Source organism: Phenylobacterium sp., from assembly GCF_030680185.1.
Taxonomy (GTDB): Bacteria; Pseudomonadota; Alphaproteobacteria; order Caulobacterales; family Caulobacteraceae; genus Phenylobacterium.
In genome coordinates, this window is record NZ_JAUXVZ010000012.1 from 38,048 (window position 1) to 52,760 (window position 14,713).

At 69.5% G+C, this 14,713-nt stretch carries 15 protein-coding genes; 9 read left to right on the top strand and 6 right to left on the bottom strand.

Going from position 1 to position 14,713, the window contains the following annotated elements; translation table 11 throughout:
• Positions 1-64 precede the first annotated feature (64 nt).
• The 6 genes from Q8L83_RS02525 (at position 65) to Q8L83_RS02550 (ending at position 6,181) form a co-directional block, all read left to right on the top strand.
• Positions 65-319 (top strand): DUF6489 family protein, encoded by a 255-nt coding sequence (locus Q8L83_RS02525; protein ID WP_305284575.1) that lies wholly within the window; start codon positions 65-67, stop codon positions 317-319.
• On the top strand, positions 316-1,617 hold the full coding sequence (gene mnmE / locus Q8L83_RS02530) for a tRNA uridine-5-carboxymethylaminomethyl(34) synthesis GTPase MnmE (protein ID WP_305284576.1): 1,302 nt from the start codon (positions 316-318) through the stop codon (positions 1,615-1,617). The genes Q8L83_RS02525 and mnmE overlap by 4 nt, the downstream gene beginning before the upstream one ends.
• Positions 1,618-1,753: 136 nt before the next feature.
• Positions 1,754-3,703 (top strand): tRNA uridine-5-carboxymethylaminomethyl(34) synthesis enzyme MnmG, encoded by a 1,950-nt coding sequence (gene mnmG / locus Q8L83_RS02535; RefSeq protein ID WP_370868341.1) that lies wholly within the window; start codon positions 1,754-1,756, stop codon positions 3,701-3,703.
• Positions 3,704-3,768: 65 nt separating this feature from the next.
• Positions 3,769-4,413 carry a 16S rRNA (guanine(527)-N(7))-methyltransferase RsmG gene (gene rsmG / locus Q8L83_RS02540; RefSeq protein WP_370868345.1) on the top strand — a complete coding sequence of 215 codons (645 nt, stop codon included), beginning with the start codon at positions 3,769-3,771 and terminating at the stop codon, positions 4,411-4,413.
• Entirely contained in the window at positions 4,397-5,248 is an 852-nt protein-coding gene (locus Q8L83_RS02545; protein WP_305284577.1) for a ParA family protein, read from the top strand. The genes rsmG and Q8L83_RS02545 overlap by 17 nt, the downstream gene beginning before the upstream one ends.
• Before the next feature lie 18 nt (positions 5,249-5,266).
• Positions 5,267-6,181: a ParB/RepB/Spo0J family partition protein gene (locus Q8L83_RS02550; RefSeq protein WP_305284578.1), complete on the top strand. Its 915-nt coding sequence runs from the start codon at positions 5,267-5,269 to the stop codon at positions 6,179-6,181.
• A gap of 270 nt (positions 6,182-6,451) precedes the next feature.
• Here the strand turns inward: Q8L83_RS02550 and holA are convergent, their stop codons facing one another.
• The 4 genes from holA to Q8L83_RS02570 all read right to left on the bottom strand — a co-directional run bounded on the left by holA (position 6,452) and on the right by Q8L83_RS02570 (position 11,202).
• Complete coding sequence (holA, locus tag Q8L83_RS02555) at positions 6,452-7,504, bottom strand: DNA polymerase III subunit delta (protein ID WP_305284579.1); 1,053 nt, start codon at positions 7,502-7,504, stop codon at positions 6,452-6,454.
• Between the two features lie 12 nt (positions 7,505-7,516).
• Positions 7,517-8,020 carry an LPS assembly lipoprotein LptE gene (gene lptE, locus Q8L83_RS02560; RefSeq protein ID WP_305284580.1) on the bottom strand — a complete coding sequence of 168 codons (504 nt, stop codon included), beginning with the start codon at positions 8,018-8,020 and terminating at the stop codon, positions 7,517-7,519.
• 3 nt (positions 8,021-8,023) lie between these two features.
• The gene (leuS, locus tag Q8L83_RS02565; RefSeq protein WP_305284581.1) at positions 8,024-10,603 is read right to left on the bottom strand and encodes a leucine--tRNA ligase; all 2,580 of its coding nucleotides are present in this window, start codon (positions 10,601-10,603) and stop codon (positions 8,024-8,026) included.
• A 116-nt stretch (positions 10,604-10,719) separates the two neighbouring features.
• Positions 10,720-11,202, bottom strand: a complete 483-nt coding sequence (locus Q8L83_RS02570; protein ID WP_305284582.1) for a DUF3576 domain-containing protein — start codon at positions 11,200-11,202, stop codon at positions 10,720-10,722.
• Positions 11,203-11,529: 327 nt separating this feature from the next.
• Between Q8L83_RS02570 and Q8L83_RS02575 the strand changes: the two genes are divergently transcribed.
• Positions 11,530-11,844 (top strand): NtrZ family periplasmic regulatory protein, encoded by a 315-nt coding sequence (locus tag Q8L83_RS02575; RefSeq protein WP_305284583.1) that lies wholly within the window; start codon positions 11,530-11,532, stop codon positions 11,842-11,844.
• 13 nt (positions 11,845-11,857) lie between these two features.
• On the opposite strand, the gene Q8L83_RS02580 is transcribed toward Q8L83_RS02575, so the two are convergent.
• On the bottom strand, positions 11,858-12,481 hold the full coding sequence (locus tag Q8L83_RS02580) for a thiamine phosphate synthase (protein ID WP_305284584.1): 624 nt from the start codon (positions 12,479-12,481) through the stop codon (positions 11,858-11,860).
• On the opposite strand from Q8L83_RS02580, the gene Q8L83_RS02585 reads away from it, so the two are divergent.
• On the top strand, positions 12,480-13,151 hold the full coding sequence (locus Q8L83_RS02585; protein WP_305284585.1) for a YggS family pyridoxal phosphate-dependent enzyme: 672 nt from the start codon (positions 12,480-12,482) through the stop codon (positions 13,149-13,151). The two genes, Q8L83_RS02580 and Q8L83_RS02585, sit on opposite strands and share 2 nt — an antisense overlap.
• A 156-nt stretch (positions 13,152-13,307) precedes the next feature.
• Here Q8L83_RS02585 and Q8L83_RS02590 read toward each other — a convergent pair whose 3' ends face one another.
• On the bottom strand, positions 13,308-13,811 hold the full coding sequence (locus Q8L83_RS02590; RefSeq protein ID WP_305284586.1) for a L,D-transpeptidase: 504 nt from the start codon (positions 13,809-13,811) through the stop codon (positions 13,308-13,310).
• A 58-nt stretch (positions 13,812-13,869) separates the two neighbouring features.
• Between Q8L83_RS02590 and Q8L83_RS02595 the strand changes: the two genes are divergently transcribed.
• Positions 13,870-14,556 carry a response regulator transcription factor gene (locus Q8L83_RS02595; RefSeq protein ID WP_304714222.1) on the top strand — a complete coding sequence of 229 codons (687 nt, stop codon included), beginning with the start codon at positions 13,870-13,872 and terminating at the stop codon, positions 14,554-14,556.
• Positions 14,557-14,713: the final 157 nt, after the last annotated feature.

Here is a 14,713-nt window from a genome sequence, read left to right on the forward strand (position 1 = left end):
TACCTAACAAGCGATCACAACAATGTCGCCACCGCGCCCGGTTCCGGCGCTATCGGAGGTTCCCATGAAGATGACCGTCGAGATCGACTGCTCCCCCACTGAGGCCCGCGCCTTCCTTGGCCTGCCGGACGTCACCGAACTCAATGAGCGGCTGGTCAAGGAGATGCAGAACCGGCTGGAGCAGAACATGGCCATGGCCTCGCCCGACGAACTGGTGAAAGCCTGGACAGCCTTCGGCGCCGGCGCCCAGGAGCAGTTTCGCAAGTTGATGACCGCCGCGGCCGAGGGCGCCATGGGCGCCGGCGCCCGACCTAAATGAAAGACACCATCTATGCCGCAGCCACGGCCCCGGGGCGGGCGGCGGTCGCGGTCGTGCGGATCTCCGGGCCGCAGGCCGGGCCAACGCTCAAGAAGGTTGCCGGCCGACTGCCGGCTCCGCGGATGGCCAGCCTCCGCCGCCTGGCGGGGCAGGACGGCGGGATCCTCGATGAGGCCCTGGTGCTCTGGTTGCCGGGACCGGCCAGTTACACCGGCGAAGACAGCGCCGAACTGCACCTGCATGGCGGCCCCGCCGTGGTCGAAGGCGTGCTGGACGCCCTGGCCGGGATGGGCCTTCGTTTAGCGGAGGCCGGCGAATTCACCCGACGGGCCTTCGAGCACGGCAAGCTCGACCTGGCCCAGGCGGAGGGCGTCGGCGACCTGATCGAGGCCGAAACCCAGGCCCAGCGGCGCCAGGCCCTGGACCAGCTGGGCGGCCGGCTGAGCGGCGCCCAGGCGCGCTGGCGGGAATCGCTGGTGGAGGCCCTGGCGGTGCTCGAGGCCGCGGTGGATTTCCCCGACGAGGAGGTTCCGGCCGATGTGGCCGCGCGCGCTGCGCCGGTGCTCCAAGCTCTCCTCAGCGAGCTGAAGGCGGCGACGGAGGCGGCCGAGCGCGGCGCGCGGGTGCGCGAGGGCTATCGCATCGCCCTGATGGGCCAGCCCAACGCCGGCAAGAGCACGCTGCTCAACGCGCTGGCCCGTCGCGAGGCGGCGATCGTCACGGCCACGGCCGGGACCACCCGGGACATCATCGAGGTTCCCATGGTGCTGGCGGGCTACAAGGTGATCCTGGCCGATACGGCGGGCCTCCGGGAGACGGAGGACGAGATCGAGGCCGAGGGCGTACGCCGGGCGCGGACCTGGGGGCAGGGGGCCGACCTGCGGATCTGGCTGCTCGACGGCCGCGCCGATGACAGCGATCAGGTCCCGGCAGGCGCAGAACCCAACGATCTGATCCTGGCCACCAAACGGGACCTCGGAGAGCCGGTGACACGCCTGGGGACGCCCTTCACGGTGCGCAGCCCCAACGACTTGGCCTGGCTGGAGGCGGCCCTGGCGGAGCGGGTGGCTAGCGACCTCGGCGGGGCTGAACCGCCGGCGGCCACGCGGCTGCGGCATCGGGAGCTGCTGGCCGAGGCGACAGCCCGGCTCGAGCGGGCTCTGGCCGAAACCGACCATCCGGAGCTCGCCGCAGAGGACGTCAGGCTCGCCTCCCGGGCCCTGGATCGCATCACCGGGCGCATTGGCGCCGAGGATGTCCTGGACCGGGTGTTCTCCAGCTTTTGTATCGGAAAATGATGTTTCACGTGAAACGGTCATGCCGTTACGCGCACGGTGTTTCACGTGAAACAGCCGATATCCTGCCGGCCCCACCCCGTCAAACCGGAGGTGTGACCGCGGCGCCCGTCGACCTGGAGCCCCGCGTCGCCTATATATGAGGGCCGCCCTGCGCTCGCAGCGGCGACCGGAATTCCAAGGTCACGGCGTGAACACCCAGTCCATCCTGCAACCCAAAGACGCCTCAGCTGACGCCCGCGCATGGGACGTCATCGTCATCGGTGGCGGCCATGCCGGGTGCGAGGCCGCGAGCGCGGCGGCGCGGGTCGGCGCCCGCACCCTGCTGTTGACCCACAAGCTTGAGACCATCGGCGAGATGTCCTGCAACCCGGCCATTGGCGGCCTGGGCAAGGGGCATCTGGTGCGCGAGATCGACGCCCTGGACGGCGTCATGGCGCGGATGGGCGACAAGGCCGGCATCCAGTACCGCCTTCTGAACCGCTCCAAGGGCGCCGCCGTCCGCGGCCCGCGTTCGCAGATCGACCGCAAGCTCTATCGGCAAGCGATGCAGGCTGAGCTGGCCACGACCGCCAACCTGACCCTCATGGCCGAGGCGGTGGAGGACCTGATCGTCCAGGATGGTCGCGTGGTCGGCGTGATCGGCGCCAGCGGCGTGAGCTTCCACGCCGGGCGCGTGGTGCTGACCACGGGCACCTTCCTCAAGGGCCTGATCCATCTGGGCGACCGCCGCATTCCGGCCGGCCGCGCTGGCGAGGCGCCCGCGATCGGTCTGGCCGACCGGCTCTATGACAGCGGCCTGGCCATGGGGCGCCTAAAGACCGGCACGCCAGCGCGTCTGGACGGCTCGACCATCGCCTGGGACCGGCTGGAGATGCAGGCGGCCGATGATCCGCCGACGCCCTTCTCCTTCCTGACGCGGGCGATCACCACGCCGCAGATCGCCTGCGGCATCACCCACACGACCGAGGCGACGCACAGGATCATCGCTGAGCGGCTATCGGAATCGGCGGTCTATGGGGGTCGGATCAGTGGCCGGGGGCCGCGTTATTGTCCCTCCATCGAGGACAAGGTGGTCCGCTTCGCCGACAAGACCAGTCACCAGATCTTCCTGGAGCCGGAAGGCCTGGACGACGACACCGTCTATCCCAACGGCATCTCGACCTCGGTCTCCGAAGAGACCCAGGACCTGTTCCTGCGCACGATCCCTGGCCTCGAAGAGGTGCTGGTGCGCCGGTATGGCTACGCCATCGAGTATGACTATGTGGACCCCCGGGAGCTTTATCCGACGCTGGAGGTCAAGCGCCTGCCGGGCCTCTATCTGGCCGGCCAGATCAATGGCACCACAGGCTATGAGGAGGCCGGCGCGCAGGGGCTGGTGGCCGGGATGAATGCGGCGAGGGCGGCAGGCGGCGGCGAGCCGCACATCTTCGCCCGGGACGAAGCCTATATCGGCGTGCTGATCGACGACCTGGTCACCCGCGGTGTGACCGAGCCCTACCGCATGTTCACCAGCCGGGCGGAGTTCCGCCTGATCCTGCGGGCCGACAACGCCGACCAGCGACTGACCGCCCAGGGCGTGGCGCTGGGCGTGGTGGGGTCCGAGCGGGCCACCGCCTTCGGGGCCAAGGCCGAGGCTCTGCGCGAGGCGCGGGAGACCGCCGCCCGCCTGACCCTGTCGCCGGCCAAGGCGGCCCAGGCTGGCCTGCCGGTCAAGGCCGACGGGGTGGTGCGCAATGTGGTCGAGCTGCTGGCCTATCCGACCATCGCCTTCGAAGACCTCGCCACGATCTGGCCCGAGCTGAACGCCTGGGCGCCGGAGGTCCGCGAGCAGGTGGAGATCGACGCCGCCTATGCCGGCTACCTTGACCGACAGCAGGCCGACGTCGCCGCCTTCCGCCGCGACGAGGATCTGCGCCTGCCGCCCGAGCTGGACTATGGGGTGGTGGGCGGCCTCTCCAATGAGGTGCGCGAAAAGCTCGCCGCCATCCGACCGCTGACGCTCGGCCAGGCCGCCCGCATCGAAGGCGTGACGCCCGGCGCGCTCACCGCCCTGCTGGCCCACGTCCGGCGCAAGGTGGCGGCATGAGCTCGACGCCATCGGCCCTTGAGCCCCCTGAAATCGCCGAAAACGGCCCTGAAAAAATCGCCTCTGTGGCGCACAGCGCCGCACCCCACATCGACGAGGCTGAATTTGTGCGGCTGAGCGGGGCCTCGGAGGCTCAGATTTCGGCCCTTCGGACCTATCGAGACCTGCTAACTGACTGGAATCAAAGGATGAATCTGGTCGGCCCCGCGACCTTGCCCGACTTCTGGGGAAGGCATGCCTGGGACTCCGCTCAGCTCATTTTGTTGGCGCCCGAGGCCCGCACCTGGGCGGATCTGGGCGCCGGCGCCGGCCTGCCCGGAATCGTCCTGGCCATTCTCGGCCAGGGGCGCGAAGGCTTCCACGTTCACCTGGTGGAGAGCATGGCCAAGCGTTGCCGCTTCCTGGAGGAGGTGGTCGGCGCCCTGGACCTGCCGGCGACGATTCATAACGACCGTGCGGAAAACCTGTCGCGGGATGTGGATATCGTGACGGCCCGGGCTTGCGCCCCCATGACGCGCCTGCTGGGCTATGCCAAGCCTTGGCTGGACGGGAACAACACCGCCCTCTTCCTCAAGGGCCAGGACGTGGCCTCCGAGATCGAGGAGGCGCGGTCGGCCTGGCGGTTCGAGGCGGAGCTTCTGCCCAGCGCCAGCGATCCCCGCGGCCGTATCGTTCGCCTGAGGAACAAGATCCATGCCCGCCGAAGCTGAGCTCCAGGACGCCAAGCCCGCCGCCGGCGCGGCTGGGACATCCCGCGCCCGCGTCCTGGTGATCGCCAACCAGAAGGGCGGGGTGGGCAAGACCACCACGGCCATCAACCTCGGCACGGCGCTGGCCGCCGTCGGCGAGAAGGTGCTGCTGATCGACTCCGATCCTCAGGGCAACGCTTCGACCGGGCTCGGTGTCGGCCGGGCCAAGCGCAAGACCACCCTCTATGACGTGCTGATGGGGGAGAAGCCGGCCGTGGAGGCCGTGGTCCCCACCGACCTGCCGGGGCTCTACATCATTCCGGCCGATCCGGACCTGTCCGGCGTCGAGCTGGAGATCGGCTCGCAGAGCCGACGCTCCTTCAAGCTGCGGGACGCCTTGGAGCAGATCCGCCGGGACGGCGACTTCACCTATGTCCTGATCGACTGCCCGCCGTCGCTGAACCTGCTGACGGTCAACGCCATGACGGCGGCCGACGCCGTCCTGGTGCCCCTGCAGTGCGAGTTCTTCGCGCTCGAAGGCCTGACCCAGCTGATGCGCACCGTCGAGCTGGTGCGGGGGAGCCTCAATCCGGCCCTGGAGATCCAGGGCGTGGTCCTGACCATGTACGATCGCCGCAACAGCCTGTCCGAACAGGTGGCCAGCGACGTGCGCGAGCACTTCGGCAAGAAGGTCTACGACACCGTCATCCCGCGCAATGTGCGGGTGTCGGAGGCGCCGTCCTTTGGCAAGCCGGTGCTGGTCTATGATCTGAAATGCGCCGGCAGCCAGGCCTATCTGAAGCTGGCCCGCGAAGTCGTGGTCCGCGAGCGCCAGCGGCGCGCCAAGGCCGCTTAAGAGTTTAGGAATGTGAGCATGGCGGAAAACCGCAGGGGCCTGGGCCGGGGCTTGTCGGCCCTGTTGGGCGAGGCCGAAGACGAAAACGCCGACGGCGCGGCCGCCGCCGCCACCGCCCCTGAGGACGGGACGGCGCCGGCCCTGTCGCCCATGCGCGACCTGCCCATCGATCTGCTGGATCCCAACGCCTCGCAGCCGCGCTCGATCTTCCGCGACGAGGACATGGAGGAGCTGACCAACTCCATTCGCGAGCGCGGGGTGCTGCAACCGATCCTTGTGCGGCCCATGCCCAATGGCCGGTTCGAGATCGTCGCCGGCGAGCGGCGCTGGCGGGCGAGCCAGCGGGTCGGCCTGCACACCGTGCCGGCGGTGGTCCGCGAGCTGGACGACCTGAAGGTGATGGAAATCGCCATCGTCGAGAACGTCCAGCGGGCCGACCTGACCGCCATCGAAGAGGCCCGCGGCTATGAGGTGCTGATCGCCCGGTTCGGCCGCACCCAGGAGATGGTCGCCGAGGTGGTGGGCAAGAGCCGCAGCCATGTGGCCAACATGCTGCGCCTGCTGACCCTGCCGGGCTCGGTCCAGAACCTGGTGGTGGAGGGCAAGCTTTCGGCCGGCCACGCCCGGGCCCTGATCACCTCCGATAACGCCGAGGCCCTGGCCCACCAGGTGATCGCGCGCGGCCTGTCGGTGCGAGACACCGAGGCCCTGGCGCGCAAGGGCGCCGAACCCGCGGCCCGCGGCGGTGGCGGCGCACGCAGCGGCGGCGGCGACAAGGACACCGACACCCTGGCCCTGGAGAACGACCTGGCCGAGGTGCTGGGCCTCTCGGTCCAGATCGCCGACCGTGGCGGCGCGGGCGAGCTGAAGATCAGCTACAAGACGTTGGAGCAGCTGGACGACCTCTGCCGCAGGCTGTCCCGCACGGGGTGATCTGGCGTGGCTCGGGCCGCAAGAAGATCAACCACGAAGGACACAAAGACCACGAAGGCGCGCGGCGTCTTGGTGATCTTTGTGCGCTTTGTGGTTCTTCTCTTTCTACGCTTGGCGCGCACGACGCGGCGGTCTCGAAACCCTCAACCCAACGCCGTCACCCTGGGCCCTGTGCCCAGGGTCCCTCGTGACGCTTGCGCCCGCCCTCGACAGGGACCCTCGGGACGAGCCCGAGGGTGACGCGTGTGGGGGAAGGGCGCGAAGGTGGGCCTACAACCCCATCCGCCTCGCGCGGGCGGCGATGGCCAGGGCCAGGCGTTCGGCGATGAGGCGGTCGGGGCTGCCGGTGGTCTTGCAGGCGCGGTCGGCGGCCAGAACCTCCGGTTGGACCGCGTCCAGGGTCTCCAGGCTCCAGGCGCGGGCCTGACGCAGGAATTCCCGCTCATTCTTCCAGAATATGCCAGAGGCCTTGGCGGCTTCAGGGAGGCCGGCGCCGCTTTTCACCAGGGTCAGGGTGCGGCGCAGGCGAGCCAGGTGCTGGCTGATGGCGCGGACGGCGGCTGGCCCGCTTTCGCCCTCGGCGGCGGCCCGGCGCAGGCCGCTCTGGGCCTCGGCGATGCGGCCGCCAAAGGCGTCCGACGCCGCATCGGCCAGGGAGGCCTCGGGCTCTACGCCTAAGAAGTCGTCCAGGTCCTTGGGCGTGGCGGTGACGCCGCTGCGAGGGCCGAGATAGAGGATGAGCCGCTCAATCTCCTGGCGGGCCACGCCGCGATCCTTGGGCAGGCGGCCGACAAACAGGGTGAGCGCCTCGGTGTTCAGCCCCACGCCCTCGGCGTTCAGGGCCTCGCGGACCAGGCGGGCCATGTCGCCGGGCTCGTCCTCGTAACAGGGGATGACGGCGCAGGCCGGGGCCTTCTCGGCGATCTTGCGCAGGGTGGAGTCGCGGCCGAGCGCCCCGGCCTCGATCAGGAAGAAGGCCTCGGGATTGAAGGCCCCGTCCAGGTGGCCCTTCATGGCCTCAGCGGCCATCTTGTCGAGGCTGGCCTTTTCGCTGGAGAGCTTCAGCCGCACCAGGCGCCGACCGCCCATCAGGGACTGGGAGGCCAGCTCGTTGTCCAGCCGCCCGGCGTCGCCGTCGATATCCCCGTCGGTGAGCAGGGCGACGTCGAAGGGATCATCGGGATTGGGGACGACCTTGCCGGCCAGCTGGGTGGCCCGCTCGCGGACCACGCCGATGTCGCGGCCATAGATCACCGCCCCGCGCATGGCGGCGTCGGGCTTGGCCAGGAAGCGTTCGACGTCTGGCCGGCGGCTGAGGATCATGCCGGCCGGCCCTTAGGATCCGGCCTGTTCAGCAAACCAGGCGGCGAGCTCCAGCTGGATGCGCCGGGCGGCCTCGGTGGCGGCCCGCTCCTGGGCGTCCTGCTGGGCGGTGATCGAGGCATAGGGCTGGTCGGCGGAATCGTAGGTCAGCTCGACCCGGACGCTGCCGGTCTTGGCCGGTTCGCCCGTGGCGCCCGCCCGCAGGGTATAGGCTGCGGTCAGGACGTATTCGTAGCGGGTGGCCACATTGTCCACCCGAAGGCCGCGGGGGAACCGCTGCTCGGCGAGATCCAGATCGAGGCGCCAGGCCGAGGCGCCGGGGCGGGCGGCCAGGGCGTCGTTCAGGGCCGCGGTGACCAGATAGCCGGCCCGGCCGCGGGGGCTGGCCACATCGATGTCCGACAGGCCCAGGGCGACGCCCGGATCGGCATAGAGGGGCCGGAAGCCGCAGGCCGACAGGGCGAGCGTCGCGAGGCTGAGCGCCAGGACGCCGGTGAGGCGGAGGGGTCTGGTCATCACCTAGTTGGCCACGATGTTGACGATACGATCCTTGACCACGATCACCTTGCGGATGGTCAGGCCCTCAAGGCGCCGTGCGATCTCCGGGTCGTCAAGCACCATCTTCTCCACATCGGCCGGTTCGGCGCCGGCGGGCGCGCTGATCTCGCCGCGACGCTTGCCGTTGACCTGCACGGGCAGGACCTTGACGGAGTCCTCCGCCAGGGCCGGATCATAGTCGGGCCAGGGCGCTGTGGCGACCAGACCCTGGCCTCCCAGGCTGGCCCAGCATTCCTCGGCCAGGTGGGGGGTGAAGGGGGCGACCAGGCGGGCGAAGACCGACAGGGCTTCGTGGCGGGCGTAGAGCACCGCGGGGCTGGCGCCCTGGGCCGGGTTAGCCTTGAGAACATTGAGGAATTCGTACAGCCGCGCGATGCCGGAATTGAACCGGAAATCATCCACCGCCTCGGTCATGGCCTTGATCAGCCGGTGGCTGGCCCGGGTCAGGGCCAGCGCCGCCTCGTCCGGCTCGGCGGCGGGTGGGCTGGCCGGCTGGCTCTCGAACTCGGCCCAGACCCGGTTGACGAAGCGCCAGGCGCCCTCGACCCCGGAATTGGACCACTGGGTGTCGCGCTCGGGCGGGCTGTCGGACAGGACGAACAGACGCGCGGCGTCCACGCCGTAGACCTCGAAGATCTCCTCCGGGGCCACGGTGTTCTTCTTGGACTTCGACATCTTCTCGACGTCGCCGATCACCACCTGTTCGCCGGTGGAGGTCAGGACGGCGCGGCGGGTGTTCCCGGTGGTTTCGATCTCCACATCGCCGGGCTCCAGCCATTCGCCCGACTGGCGGCGATAGGTCTCGTGGGTGACCATGCCCTGGGTGAACAGGCCGGCGAAGGGCTCGCGCACCGACAGCATGCCCTCATCGGCCAGGGCCTTGGTGACGAAGCGGGCATAGAGCAGGTGCAGGACGGCGTGCTCGATGCCGCCCACATACTGGTCCACCGGCAGCCAGTAGTCGGCCGCGGCCTTGTCGATCGGCGCCTCGGCGGTCGTGTCGGTGAAGCGGGCGAAGTACCAGGAAGAGTCGACGAAGGTGTCGAGCGTGTCGGTCTCCCGCGTGGCCGGGCCGCCGCAGTCCGGGCAGTCCACATGCTTCCAGGTGGGATGGCGGTCCAGCGCATTGCCGGGCTTGCCGAACTCCAGGTCGGCGGGCAGGGCGACGGGCAGCTGGTCCTTGGGCACGGGGACCACGCCGCATTTGTCGCAGTGGATCACCGGCACCGGGCAGCCCCAGCCCCGCTGGCGGGCCACGCCCCAGTCGCGCAGGCGATAGACGGTGGCGCCTTCGCCGAGGCCGAGCTCTTCGATGCGGGCGATGGCGGCGGCCTTGGCGGCCTCGATGTCCAGGCCGTCCAGGAAGCCCGAATTGAAGATCACGCCGGGGCCGGTATAGGCCTCGGTCTCGACGCGGACGGTCTCGGCCGCCTCACCCGGCGGCAACACCACCGGCTTGACGGGCAGGTCGTACTTGCGGGCGAAGTCCAGGTCGCGCTGGTCGTGGGCCGGGCAGGCGAAGATGGCGCCCGTGCCGTAGTCCATCAGGATGAAGTTGGCGATCCAGACCGGCAGCTTCCAGTCGGGGTCGAAGGGATGGGCGACCATGAGGCCGGTCTCGTAGCCGATCTTCTCGGCCGTCTCGATCTCGGCGGCGCTGGCCCCGCCCTTGCGGCACTCGGCGATGAAGGCGGCGACCTTGGGATCGGCGGCGGCCAGCTGTTCGGCCAGCGGGTGGTCCGGCGCAATGCCGACGAAGCTCGCCCCATAGAGGGTGTCGGGCCGCGTGGTGTAGACGTTCAGGCCGTCCTCGAAGCCGGCTGGGGCTGCGCCCGCCCAGGGGAAGGCGAACTTCAGGCCCTTGGAGCGGCCGATCCAGTTCTCCTGCATCAGCCGGACCTTGTCGGGCCAGCGGTCCAGGGTCTTCAGGTCGTCGATCAGCTCGTCGGCATAGTCGGTGATGCGCATGAACCACTGGTTCAGCTTGCGCTTCTCCACCACCGCGCCCGAGCGCCAGCCGCGCCCGTCCACCACCTGCTCATTGGCCAGCACGGTCTGGTCCACGGGGTCCCAGTTGACCACGCCTTCGCGGCGATAGACCAGGCCGCGGGCCAGCAGATCCAGGAACCAGGACTGCTGCTTGCCGTAATATTCCACGTCGCAGGTGGCGAATTCCCGGCTCCAGTCGATGGAGAGGCCCAGCTGCTTCAGCTCGTCCTGCATCCGGGCGATATTCTGGTAGGTCCAGCCGCGGGGATCGACGCCGCGCTCGATGGCCGCGTTCTCGGCCGGCAGGCCAAAGGCGTCCCAGCCCATGGGGTGCAGCACATTGAAGCCCCGGGCGCGCTTGAAGCGCGCGACCACGTCGCCCAGCGCATAGTTGCGCACATGGCCCATGTGCAGACGCCCCGAGGGATAGGGGAACATCTCCAGCACATAGTATTTGGGCTGGTCCGGCTTGATCTCGGCCTTGAAGACCTCGGCGTCGGTCCAGGCCTTGCGCCACTTGGGCTCGACGTCCTTGGGATTGTAGCGCGCCATCTCAGGCAGCCTTCACGATCTTGTCTGGGAACGAAGACCGGCGTGCCTTTTTGGGGCGCGCCGGCCACGGCAGGGACGGCGCGTTCGATCTGGCAGGCTGAACGCGCCCTGGGGCGTCAGCCCCGGATGTTCGAAAGTCGAAGCTGGCGGGCCCGGGTCAGGATGGCGTTCTCCAGGTCGACCTCGGTCTGGGCCGAGGGCGGAGCGTCGGTCCACTGGCCGTCGGCGCCGCGGACCTGCTTGAACAGGACGACGTTCAGGCCATCGGCCCGCAGGCGGGCGTCCAGGATATAGACCGTCGCCTTGAACCGCTCATTGGGCAGTTCCTGGCTGGAATACCAGTCGGTGATGATCAGGCCGCCATAGGGGTCGGCCGACACCAGGGGCATGAAGGACAGGGTGTCGAGGCTGGCGCGCCACAGATAGCCATTGACCGAGATGGAGGCGGCCGGGGCGGTGTCGGCGGCGTCGCCGCGGCCGAACAGGCGGAAACCGCCATCGTTATTCCCGCGCGAGGCGCAGGCCGACAGCGACACCAGGCTGATCGCCAGGACGCCGGCAGAGATCTTAGAAAGGCGAGCTCCGCGCACAAACGGCATGTTCGTCCGTCTCCAGTGATAATTTCCGCGTCGTGATCACGCCGCAGCGCCGCCCCCGCGTCCGCGCCCTCTATAACAACCAGACTGCGGGCGCCAAACAGGAATCACGTGGCCTTGGCGCCACATGAACGGGCCATTGTGCAGGCGGGACCCGGAGTCGCGCATCGCCCGGTTGACCGGCGCGTTCTGGGACCTCTAATCGAAAAGACGGCGCGGATCGGACCACCTGATCGGCGCCTGCGGGGCGCAGGGGGCCCTTCGACGGTGAAAATGTCCTTCCGGACGACGGTTTTGTTGGCGAGCGTCATAACCCTTATGGGGTCGACGATGGCGCACGCCCAGGCCGCCAAGCCGAAAGGCGTCGATTTCACCGTCCGCAGCGAAGCTCTGCCTCAGGGGGGAAAGACCCTGAAGTGGGGCGTACAGAACGGCCGCTGGGGCGTGTCCCTCGATCTGGACCAGCCCACCGGCCGTGACGTGCAGCTGAACGACGTGCAGGCCGGCGCCTACTTCAGTGTGACGCCGAGCCTCCGCGTCGGCGGCGCCCTGGCTCTGGGCGAGAAGGAAGAGCCGGCCTTCAAGAAGACCCAGCCCACCGACGCCGCCCCGCGGGTGCGCCTCGAGACGGCCCTGAAGTTCTAGGCTTCAGGCCGGGCTATCCGGGCGAAAGCCCCTCCACCGCCGCCAGACCGACCACGCCCGAGGCCAGCAGCCGCCGGGCGTTTTTCGTATTGATTCCGCCCAGACCATAGACCGGGCCGCCGGCCGCGCGGGCCAGGACGGCGAGGCCGCGCGCGCCCATGGGGCGGCCGGCGCTGGGGCTGCGGCTGGGAAACACCACCGAAACCACCACGGCCTGGGCGCCCAGGGCGAGGCCCCGGCGGGCGGCGGGCAGGCTGTGGGCCGCGGCCGTCACGATCCATTGCGGATGGGCCAGGCGCAGGGCGCGCGCCCTGTGGGCCTGGCGCTCGGGCAGGTGGACCCCGTCGGCGCCCACCGCCAAGGCCAGGGCGATGTCGGCGCCGATCATCAGCTTGATCCTGCGCGCCCGGGTCACGCGGCGCAGGTCGCGCGCCACCGCAGGGGCCTGTGGGTCGCCAAAGGGCCGGTAGATCACCGCCGCGCCAGGCGGCAGGGCGGCGGCGGCGGCCACCGGATCGGGGGTTCGCGCCGGGTCGGTGAACATCAGAAGCGGCGGCAGGGGGTTTTGCGTCCGCGCCCGGCGGCTTAAGGACCAGGCGGTCCGCCGCAGGTCCCAGAAGCAGAAGTCCTCCGCCATGTCCGACGCCTCCTTCGATTGTGCCGCCGCCCGCACCGATGTGCTGGCCAGGATCGCCCGCGCCGCGCAAGGCGCCGGCCGCAACCCGGCCGATGTGACCCTGGTGGCCGTCTCCAAGCAACAGCCGTGGGAGCCTGTGGCCCAGGCCTTGGCGGCGGGCCAGACCATATTCGGCGAAAACCGGGTGCAGGAGGCGCAGGCGCGCTGGGCCGAACACCGCCAGGGCGTGGAGCTTCGGCTGATCGGGCCGCTGCAGACCAACAAGGCCAAGGACGCCGTGGCCTTTTTCGACGTAATCGAAACCCTGGACCGCGAGCGTCTGGCCAAGGTGCTGGCCGACGAGATCCAGGCCCAGGGCATGGCCCTGCGCCTCTATGTGCAGGTCAATACCGGCGAGGAGCCGCAGAAGGCCGGCGTCCTGCCGCCAGAGGCCGACGCCTTCATTGCTCAGTGCCGGGCGACCTATGGCCTGGCGATCGAGGGGCTGATGTGCATTCCGCCGCCCGACGAGCCGCCCGGCCCGCACTTCGCCCTGCTGGCCAAGATCGCCGCGCGCAACGGCCTTACGCGGCTCTCCATGGGCATGAGCGGGGATTTCGAGACCGCCGTGCGCTTCGGCGCCACCAGCGTGCGAGTGGGCTCGGCCCTGTTCGGGGCGCGGACGGGCTGAAGGCCTAGCCGGCTTCTGCTTCCGTCACCCTCGGGCTTGACCCGAGGGTCCATGCACACGGCCTCTCGCCGGTGTGCATGGATGGCCCGGTCAAGCCGGGCCATGACGGTTGGGAGGACGTGGGCGCGGCCGCCAGTTGGCGATAGCGCTGGCCCCTCAGGCCTCGATGGCCAGGGCGTCCCCTGGCGCAGCTCGGGCCAGCACCGCTTCGAGATCAGGCCGCGAGAGGGCGATGCAGCCCTCGGTGGGCGCATAGTCCGGCTTGGCCAGGTGCAGGAAGATGGCCGAGCCCAGGGGGGCGACCGGTGGATCGTCATTGTGGCCCAGCACCACCACCAAGTCGTAGAGCCCGTCCTCGCGCCACAGGGCCTCGTGGCTGGCGGCGAAGGGGCGCTTCACCAGCCGGTTGTAGTCGGGATGGGCCGGATCATCGCACCAGCCGTCGTCCGGCGCGATCGGCCGCACGGGTAGGGCGGTGGTCGGCGCCGGTCCCCGGTCGGGGCGATAGAGGACGTAGCGCAGCGGCCAGACCCCGATGGGCGAGACCCCGTCGCCCTCGCGCTTGTCGGCCGCCGGCGCCATGCCGCCTCGGCCGATGGCGCAGGCCATCAGATCGTCGCCGGATCGGAAGCGGCCGCGGGAATCGGCGTGGAAGATCAAGGCGCGGCCTCCCAAAAATCTTTGCCCGCAGGCCGCGACACGGTGCATGTTCTGGCCCATGGCGCAAAGAAAGACTCTGCTGATCATCGACGACGACGACGACCTGCGCGGCGCCGTCGCCGAACAACTCCAACTGAACGACGAGTTCATCGCTGTCGAGGCCGCCACCGGCGCCGAGGGCGTTCGTCTGGCCCAGGAGAGCCGGCCCGACCTGGTGCTGCTGGACGTCGACCTGCCCGACATGAACGGCCGCGAGGTCTGCAAGGCCCTGCGCGACCAGGGGCTGGCCGCGCCGGTGATCATGCTGACGGCGGCCTCTTCGGACGAGGACACCGTCCAGGGGCTGGAGGCTGGGGCCAACGACTATGTCACCAAGCCCTATCGTTTCGCCGTGCTGCTGGCCCGCATCCGCGCCCAGCTGCGCAGCCACGAACAGTCCGAAGGCGCGGTGTTCCAGCTCGGCGGCTACGAGTTCCGACCCTCGGCCAAGATTCTGGTGGACGAGAACGAGCGCAAGATCCGGCTCACCGAGAAGGAGACCAACATCCTGAAGTACCTCTACCGGGCCGGCGACAAGTCGGTCTCCCGCGAGGAGCTTCTGGCCGAGGTCTGGGGCTACAACGCCGGCGTCACCACCCACACCCTGGAAACCCACGTCTATCGCCTGCGCCAGAAGATCGAGCCGGACCCGGGGAACGCCCGCCTGCTGCTGACTGAGGCCGGCGGCTATCGGCTGGCGCCTTAGGTCGAGGCCGGGTTTCGAAGAGGGGACACAAAGGACACGAAGATAGCCAAGGACACGAAGGGGTCGGCGGCCCCGCCTTTGTGTCCTTTGCGATCCTTAGTGTTCTTCGTGTCCCGTCTTGAAGGCGCCTACGGCGCGCAGGATGTGTGGAGGTCGG